At 72.5% G+C, this 7,908-nt stretch carries 9 protein-coding genes; 6 read left to right on the top strand and 3 right to left on the bottom strand.

Annotated elements, in window-relative coordinates; translation table 11 throughout:
* Nucleotides 1-141 precede the first annotated feature (141 nt).
* Nucleotides 142-288, bottom strand: a complete 147-nt coding sequence (locus tag AF1_RS34660) for a hypothetical protein (RefSeq protein WP_157419257.1) — start codon at nucleotides 286-288, stop codon at nucleotides 142-144.
* A gap of 99 nt (nucleotides 289-387) precedes the next feature.
* Between AF1_RS34660 and AF1_RS34655 the strand changes: the two genes are divergently transcribed.
* The 5 genes from AF1_RS34655 to AF1_RS20685 all read left to right on the top strand — a co-directional run bounded on the left by AF1_RS34655 (nucleotide 388) and on the right by AF1_RS20685 (nucleotide 4,229).
* Nucleotides 388-567, top strand: a complete 180-nt coding sequence (locus AF1_RS34655; RefSeq protein ID WP_131732616.1) for a hypothetical protein — start codon at nucleotides 388-390, stop codon at nucleotides 565-567.
* 294 nt (nucleotides 568-861) lie between these two features.
* A complete protein-coding gene (locus tag AF1_RS20700) occupies nucleotides 862-2,529 on the top strand; it encodes a nitrite/sulfite reductase (protein ID WP_165488378.1) in 1,668 nt (555 codons plus the stop codon).
* A gap of 16 nt (nucleotides 2,530-2,545) precedes the next feature.
* Nucleotides 2,546-2,761, top strand: a complete 216-nt coding sequence (locus AF1_RS20695; protein WP_067801647.1) for a hypothetical protein — start codon at nucleotides 2,546-2,548, stop codon at nucleotides 2,759-2,761.
* Nucleotides 2,758-3,468, top strand: coding sequence for a phosphoadenylyl-sulfate reductase (locus tag AF1_RS20690; protein WP_067801644.1), 711 nt, complete (start codon nucleotides 2,758-2,760; stop codon nucleotides 3,466-3,468). Before AF1_RS20695 ends, AF1_RS20690 begins: the two co-directional genes overlap by 4 nt.
* Nucleotides 3,450-4,229 carry a sirohydrochlorin chelatase gene (locus tag AF1_RS20685; RefSeq protein WP_067801639.1) on the top strand — a complete coding sequence of 260 codons (780 nt, stop codon included), beginning with the start codon at nucleotides 3,450-3,452 and terminating at the stop codon, nucleotides 4,227-4,229. The genes AF1_RS20690 and AF1_RS20685 overlap by 19 nt, the downstream gene beginning before the upstream one ends.
* A gap of 6 nt (nucleotides 4,230-4,235) precedes the next feature.
* On the opposite strand, the gene AF1_RS20680 is transcribed toward AF1_RS20685, so the two are convergent.
* Complete coding sequence (locus tag AF1_RS20680) at nucleotides 4,236-4,946, bottom strand: DUF1707 domain-containing protein (protein ID WP_242608802.1); 711 nt, start codon at nucleotides 4,944-4,946, stop codon at nucleotides 4,236-4,238.
* Between the two features lie 167 nt (nucleotides 4,947-5,113).
* Between AF1_RS20680 and AF1_RS20675 the strand changes: the two genes are divergently transcribed.
* Nucleotides 5,114-6,754 (top strand): acyl-CoA dehydrogenase family protein, encoded by a 1,641-nt coding sequence (locus AF1_RS20675; RefSeq protein WP_242608801.1) that lies wholly within the window; start codon nucleotides 5,114-5,116, stop codon nucleotides 6,752-6,754.
* Nucleotides 6,755-6,782: 28 nt separating this feature from the next.
* On the opposite strand, the gene galT is transcribed toward AF1_RS20675, so the two are convergent.
* Complete coding sequence (galT, locus tag AF1_RS20670) at nucleotides 6,783-7,826, bottom strand: galactose-1-phosphate uridylyltransferase (RefSeq protein WP_067801663.1); 1,044 nt, start codon at nucleotides 7,824-7,826, stop codon at nucleotides 6,783-6,785.
* Nucleotides 7,827-7,908 lie beyond the last annotated feature (82 nt).

Here is a 7,908-nt window from a genome sequence, read left to right as displayed (position 1 = left end):
CCAGCCGGTCGCGTGCGCGCGGACGGGGGCCGTGCGGGCGAGGTGCGGGCGGGCGGGGTGCGGGCGGGCGGGGGCCGCGCGGGCCCGGTCCGGAGTCGGAGTCCCCAGCCGAGGGGACGCCCTCGGCGTCGGAGACGGTCGTCACACCGCCCAACCGTAGAGCGTTACACGCCCGGAACATGTCGCATCGCCCATTTCCATGGTCTGCTCCACGCGTTGCGTGCCGATCGCCTCCCCCGCCGGATCGTCCCGCTCCGGGGTCCCGGCCCCGTCCATGTCCTTGCCCATACCCGGTAGGACGGATCAGAACGTCGCCCGGACCATGATCGTTCCGCCCGGCCACCGGCGCCACCCCGGCATTCGCCTTCATGGGCGACAATGGGAGACATGATCTGCCCGGCGTGCCGTGACCACCGCCACGAGGAGTGCCGCGGCGGTTCCTGGTGCGACTGCCAGCACCGCCCTCCGCCCGCCACGCCCGAGGGCGGGCGCCGGCCCGGCGACCGGGCCGGCCGTCCGGGCGGCGAGGACGCCGAGCCCCCGGTGAACTGGAAGCGGCAGGGATAGCCGCGGGGATGACGCAGCTCACGCGTCCGCATGGCGGACGCCGCTGGACAGCCCGCGAGACGTCATGTCAGAGTCGGAGTATGACTGCTGCGGACCCGTTGCTGGCCAAGCGCCGGCACGTGGACTTCCTGCGCGTCCGCAGCGCGATCTGTCGGTGACGCCCCGACCACGCCCCTCGCTCAGCGGGCGCGTGGCGCATCGGCGTCCCTTTTGACCTGATCCTGCTCAGCGTTGAGCCGGCCGTCCGCGACCGCCGGTGCGTTACGCGTCCCTCATGACCAACAGATCCAACAGATGAGGACGCGCGCCGTGCCAACCGCGATCAAGCGCAAGAAGGGCGAGGGCCAGTGGGCCCTCGGCTACCGGGAACCTCTGAACGCCACCGAGGAGAACAAGAAGAACGACGACGGGCTGAACGTCCGCCGCCGCATCATCGACATCTACTCCAAGTACGGGTTCGACTCGATCGACCCGTCCGACCTGCGCGGCCGGTTCCGCTGGATGGGTCTCTACACCCAGCGCAAGCCCGGCATCGACGGCGGCAGGACCGGCGCGCTGTCGGACGAGGAGATCGAGGACCGCTACTTCATGATGCGGATCCGCATCGACGGCGGCCAGCTGAGCGGACCGCAGCTGCGCACGATCGCCGACGTCTCCCGCAAGTACGCGCGCGGGACCGCCGACATCACCAACCGGCACAACATCCAGCTGCACTGGGTCGGGATCGAGGACGTCCCCGCCATCTGGGACGCGCTCGGCGCCGTGGGGCTGCACACCACCGAGGCGTGCGGCGACGTGCCGCGCACGATCATCGGCTGCCCGCTGGCCGGGATCGCCGCGGACGAGGTGATCGACGCGACGCCGCAGATCCGCGAGATCCACGACCGCTACATCGGCTCCCCCGAGTTCTCCAACCTGCCGCGCAAGTACAAGACGGCGCTGTCGGGCTGCACCTCGCACTGCACCGTCCACGAGATCAACGACGTGGCGTTCGTCGGCGTGGTGAACGAGCAGGGCGCGACCGGCTACCAGCTGTTCGTCGGCGGCGGGCTGTCCACCAACCCGATGTTCTCCAAGAGCCTCGGCGTGTTCGTCGAGCCGGAGCAGGTCCGCGAGGTGTGGCACGGCGTCACCTCGATCTTCCGTGACTACGGCTACCGGCGGCTGCGCAGCCGCGCCCGGCTGAAGTTCCTGATGAAGGACTGGGGCGCGGACAGGTTCCGCGAGGTGCTGGAGCGGGAGTACCTCGGGTACGCGCTGCCGGACGGCCCCGAGCCCGCGGCCCCGGACGTCCACCGCGACCACCTGGGCGTGCACCCGCAGAAGGACGGCCGCTGCTACGTCGGGTTCGCGCCCCGCGTGGGCCGGCTGAACGGGGATCTGCTCGGCGTCATCGGCGAACTGGCCGACCGCTACGGCTCGGGCCGGGTCCGCACGACGCTCGAACAGAAGATGATCATCTTGGACGTGCCGGAGGAGCACACCGAGGCGCTCGTCGAGGCGCTCGCCGAGCACGACCTGCACGCCCGCCCGTCCACGTTCCGGCGGCACATGATGGCGTGCACCGGCATCGAGTACTGCAAGCTCGCGATCGTCGACACCAAGCAGCGCGCCATGGACCTGATGGACGAGCTGGAGAAGCGGCTCCCGGACTTCGACCAGCCGCTGACCGTCAACATCAACGGCTGCCCGAACTCCTGCGCGCGCATCCAGGTCGCCGACATCGGGCTCAAGGGCCAGTTGGTCGTGGACGAGAACGGCGACCAGATGGAGGGCTTCCAGGTGCACCTGGGCGGGCGGCTCGGCGCATCGTTCGGCAAGAAGGTCCGCGGGCTGAAGACGACGTCGGCCGGGCTGACCGACTACGTCGAGCGGGTGGTCCGCGCGTTCGACGAGCAGCGCGCCGAGGGCGAGACCTTCGCCGAATGGGTGGACCGCGCGGACGAGGCCGATCTCAAATGAGCGGGGCGGACCTCACATGAGCGAGCGCATGGCGCCGTTCTACTGCCCGTACTGCGGCGAGGAGAACCTGGAACCGCGCGCCCCCTCCGAGTTCCCCGGGGAGCGTGGGGGGCCGTCCCCGCACGGGGACGGGCGCGGTTCCTGGTTCTGCCCCGACTGCCTCCGATCCTTCACGCTGAAGTTCCTCGGTGTCGGAGCTCCCAACACCGCGAGCAAGGAGACCCCTCGGTGACCCTCCTGGAGACCGACAGACGCACCCTTGACCTCGAAGACATCGTCGAATCGGCCGCCCCCGCACTGGAGGACGCGCCCACGCCGGAGGTCATCCGCTGGGCCGTCGCCACGTTCGGCGACCGCATCTGCCTCACCTCGTCCATGTCGGACGCGGCACTGATCCACCTGGTGTCGAAGGTGAAGCCCGGCATCGACGTCCTGTTCGTCGACACCGGCTACCACTTCGCCGAGACGATCGGCACCCGGGACGCGGTGGAGGCCGTCTACCCGGTGAACGTCATCAACGTCACCCCGTCCCGGACGGTCGAGGAGCAGGAGGCCGCGCTCGGCCCCCGGCTGTTCGGCCGCAACCCGGACCTGTGCTGCCACCTGCGCAAGGTGGAGCCGCTCGGCCGCGCGCTGGAGGGCTACCTGGCCTGGTTCAGCGGCATCCGCCGGGACGAGACCGCGAACCGCCGCGACCGGAGGGTCGTCGAGTGGGACCGCAGGCGCGGCATGGTCAAGGTGAACCCGATCCTTGACTGGTCCCAGGAGGACATGGACCAGTACATCGAGGACAACGGCGTACTCGTCAACCCGTTGCACTACGACGGCTACCCCTCGATCGGCTGCGCCCCGTGCACCCGCCCGGTCCCGCCCGGCGAGGACCCGCGCAGCGGCCGCTGGGTCGGCCTGGGCAAGACCGAATGCGGCATCCACCTTTGAGCGTGCCCATGGTGGCGGTGGCGCACGGGAGCAGGGACCCGCGCGCCGCCGCGACGGTCGCCGCGCTGCTCGGCGCCGTCCGGGCGCGCCGCCCGGACGTGCCCGTGCACGCCGCGTTCCTGGACCACGCGCCGCCGGCCCCCGGCCGGGTGCTGGACGGCCTGGCCCGGGACGGCGCGGACGAGGCGGTCGTGCTGCCGCTGCTCCTCACCGCGGCCTACCACAGCAAGACCGACCTCCCGGGCGTCCTGAACCGGGTGCGTGCCCGGCACCCCCGGCTGGGTCTGCGCACGGCCGGGACGCTGGGCCCGCATCCGCTCCTCATGGCCGCTCTGGAGCACCGCCTCGCCGACGCCGGTGTGGAGCCCGGCGATCCGGACACGGCGGTCGTGCTCGTGTCGGCGGGGTCGAGCGACGCGGCCGCCAACGCCACGGTCGCGCGGCTCGCGCGTGAGTGGCGGTCGCGGGGATGGCGGGACGTCGTCCCGGCGTACGCGTCGGCGGCGGGCCCGAAACCGGGCGAGGCCGTGGCGGCGCTGCTCGGCGCGGGGGCGCCGCGCGTGGCGCTGGCGTCCTACTTCCTCGCGCCCGGCCACTTCGCCGACAAGGTCCGGGCCGAGGCCGTGGCCGCCGGCGCCGCCGCGGTGTCGCCGGTTCTCGGCGCGGCCCCGCAGGTCGCGGACCTCATCGTGCGCCGCTACGCCGAGGCGCTGCGGACCGGCCGCGCGGCGTCCGCCGGACGCCGCGGCGACGGCCGCTGACGGCGGTCACCCGCGGCCGTTCCACCACTCGGTGATGCCGCGGCGGACGGGCGCGTGGTGCTCATCGTCGATGATCTTGATGTCGCCCATCACGACGGTGGCGGTGACGCGGACGACGGGGACGCGGGCGCCGGGGTGCGCGCCGCGGACGTTGACCCTGCGGTCGCCGAGGAAGTTGTGGCCGGTCAGCTCGACGCTGACGCCGTTCGGGACGATGATCTTGACGTCGCCCATCACGGCGGTCGCGGAGATGTGGACCTCGCCGGTCGGCACCTGCGCGCCGCGCAGGTCGAGCTCGACGTCGCCCATCACCGACACCGCCTCCAGCGGGCCGTCGATGCGGCCGACGATGCGCTCCTTGCAGTCGCCCATGACGGCGCTGAACCGCCGCTTGACCTGCACGGGCGCGGGGTTGGCGCCGGGGGCGCCCAGGCCGGGCAGATCGGCGGTGATGTGTTCGAGGTCACCGCGGCTGACGGCCGTGTAGGCGGCCTCGGTGCGCTCGGTCAGCTCCTCGAAGGTGAGCCGTCCCTCCACCGAGGCGATGCGCAGCCGCTCGACGGCGGCCTCGCGCTCGGCGTCGGACGCCCGGATCGCATCGGGCGCGGTCGTGACGTCGAAGGGTTCCGGAACGGGCCGGTCCGCAGGGGGGTCCTGTCGCCGGGCCGGCGGGCGGCTGGGACGGGGCCGCTCGGGCTGCGGACTGGACTGACTCATGGTTTCGAAGGTATGCCCCCGCCGGCGTCGGACAATCCGCCGGGGGGACGAGATCGCCCCACCCCTTGAGGAGGATGAGCGCCCGGTCACGGCCGGGCACGATCACCTCCCCAACCCGAACGTGATTCTGTATTCTGCGGGTAACGGCACGACCATCGGGAGCGGACGTGGAGGGCGGCGCGGTGACGCACGAGGTGTTCAATCAGGTTCCCCCGCTCGCCGGGCACGACGTCGCCGACGAGGCCGTCCTGCTGGACGGGCTGGCGCGCGAGGGCGCGGGCTGGGCCGAGGCGGAGGTGCGCGAGCTGGGCCGCCTGGCGGGCACCGAGCGTGCCCAGGAGTGGGGCCGGCTCGCGAACGAGCACCCGCCCGCCCTCCGCACGCACGACCGGTACGGGCACCGGATCGACGAGGTCGAGTTCCACCCGGCGTGGCACGAGCTGATGACCGTCGCGGTGACGCACGGCCTGCACGGCTCCGCGTGGGCCGACTCCCGCGAGGGCGCCCACGTCGCACGCGCCGCGAAGTTCTACACCTGGCGCGTCGACGCGGGGCACGGCTGCCCGGTCTCGATGACGTACGCGGCCGTCCCCGCGCTGCGGCAGTCCCCCGAGCTGGCCGCGCAGTACGAGCCGCTGCTCGCCAGGCGGGAGTACGACTTCGGCCTGCGCGCACCGCTCACCAAGAACGCGCTGCTCGCCGGCATGTCGATGACGGAGAAGCAGGGCGGCTCGGACGTCCGGGCCAACACCACGCGGGCCGCACCCGGGCCGGACGGGACCTACCGGCTCGTCGGCCACAAGTGGTTCACCAGCGCCCCCATGTGCGACGTGTTCCTCACCCTCGCCCAGGCGCCCGGCGGCCTGACCTGCTTCCTCGTCCCGCGCGTCCTGCCGGACGGGAGCCTCAACCCGCTGCGGCTGATGCGGCTGAAGGACAAGCTCGGCAACAAGTCCAACGCGTCCTCCGAGGTGGAGTACGAGAACGCGGTCGCCTGGCGGGTCGGGGACGAGGGCCGCGGGGTCCGCACCATCATCGAGATGGTCAACATGACCCGGCTGGACTGCGTGATCGGTGCGGCGTCCGGGATGCGCCAGGGCGTCACGACCGCCGCGCACCACGCCGCGCACCGCAAGGCGTTCGGCGGGTACCTGATCGACCAGCCGCTGATGCGCAACGTCCTCGCCGACCTCGCGATCGAGTCGGAGGCGGCCACGATCACGATGCTGCGGCTGGCCGGCGCGACCGACCGCTCGGTGCGCGGGGACGCGGCCGAGACGGCGTTCAAGCGGCTCGCCCTCGCGGTCGGCAAGTACTGGATCTGCAAGCGGTGGCCGGCGCACGCCGCCGAGTCCCTGGAGTGCCTGGGCGGCAACGGCTACGTCGAGGAGTCCGGCATGCCCCGGCTGTTCCGCGAGTCGCCGCTGAACTCGATCTGGGAGGGCTCCGGCAACGTCGCCGCGCTCGACGTCCTGCGGGCGATGGTGAAGGAGCCGCAGACGGTCGAGGCGCTGTTCGCCGAGTTCGACCGGGCGGCCGGCGCCGACCCGCGGCTGGACGCGGCCGTCCGCGAGGTCAAGACGTCCCTCGCGGATCTGGAGACCATCGAGATCCGGGCCCGCCGCGTCGTCGAGCGCATGGCGCTCACCCTGCAGGCGTCCCTGCTGGTCAGGCACGGTCATCCGGCCGTCGCCGACGCCTTCTGCGCGTCCCGCCTCGCCGGTGAGGGGGGCGCCGTCTTCGGCACCCTGCCCGCCGGACTCGACCTGGCCCCGATCATCGACCGCGCCACCCCCAAGCTCGGCTGACCGCACCGGCGGGCGTCCCCGCGCCGGCTCAGCCGGCCGCGCGCAGCCGGCGGGCGGCCTCCTCCGGGAGGACGTCGTTGATGAACGCGCCCGCCCCCGACTCGCTCGCCGCGAGGTACTTGAGCCTGCCCTCCGCCCGGCGCGGCGTGAAGATCCGGAAGTACAGGTGCGCCAGGCCGGCGTCCGCGCGGGCGGGCGCCTGCTGCAGGTGGGCGATGTAGGGCGCGGGCGCGTCGAAGAGCCGGTCGAAGCGGCGCAGGACGTCCCGGTAGAGCACCATCAGCTCGGAACGCTCGCCGGGTTCCAGCTCGGGCAGCCCCGTGACGTGCCGGTACGGGTAGACGTGCACCTCGTACGGCCAGCGCGCCGCCTCGGGGACGAACGCGATGAAGCGGTCCGTCCGGGCGACGACCCGTTCGCCCGTCCGCTCGGCGGCCACGATGGAGCAGAAGAGGCAGGAGCCCTGTTCGGCCCGGTGCCGGCGCGCCATCTCCAGCGCGCGCGCCGCGCTCGCCGGGACGAACGGGTAGGCGTAGATCTGCCCGTGCGGATGGTGCAGTGTCGTCCCGATCTCCACGCCGCGGTTCTCGAAGATGAAGACGTACTCGGTGCCGGAGAGCCGGTTGAGTTCGGCGGTCCGGTCCGTCCAGGCGCGCGCGACCGTCTCCAGGCGCCGGTCCGGCAGGAGGGAGAACGAGGAGCCGTGCTCGCTGGTGAAGCACACGACCTCGCACCGGCCGCCGGCGGGCGGGCCGCCGAGGGAGGGGAAGCGGTTCTCGAAGGTGACGACGTGGTAGTCGGCGGCCGGTATCTCGCTGTGCCGCCCGCCCGCCGAGGGGCAGAGCGGGCACTCGCTCTGCGCGGGCAGGTGCGTGCGGTTCTGCCGGTGCGCCGCCATGACCACCCACTCGCCCATCACCGGGTCGAACCGCAGCTCCGATCTCGGCCGGTGCGCGGGCAGCGGGCGCGGGTCGGGCGCCGAGCGGTCATGGCCGGGCTCGTCGTCGAAGTAGATGAGTTCCCGCGAGTCGGCGAGCCGGACCGACGTGCGAAGGGAGCTTCGGGTGTCCAGGACGTGATCCCTTCTCGCGACCGGGTGGTGCCGCCATTCAGCCACTATCGATCAGTTTCTGTCAATAACAATCAGATGTGAT

The sequence above is a fragment of the Actinomadura formosensis NBRC 14204 genome, from assembly GCF_001552155.1.
Classification (GTDB): Bacteria; Actinomycetota; Actinomycetes; order Streptosporangiales; family Streptosporangiaceae; genus Spirillospora; species Spirillospora formosensis.
The sequence above is the reverse complement of the archived record's forward strand: the minus strand, read 5'-3'. Positions and strand labels throughout refer to the sequence as shown.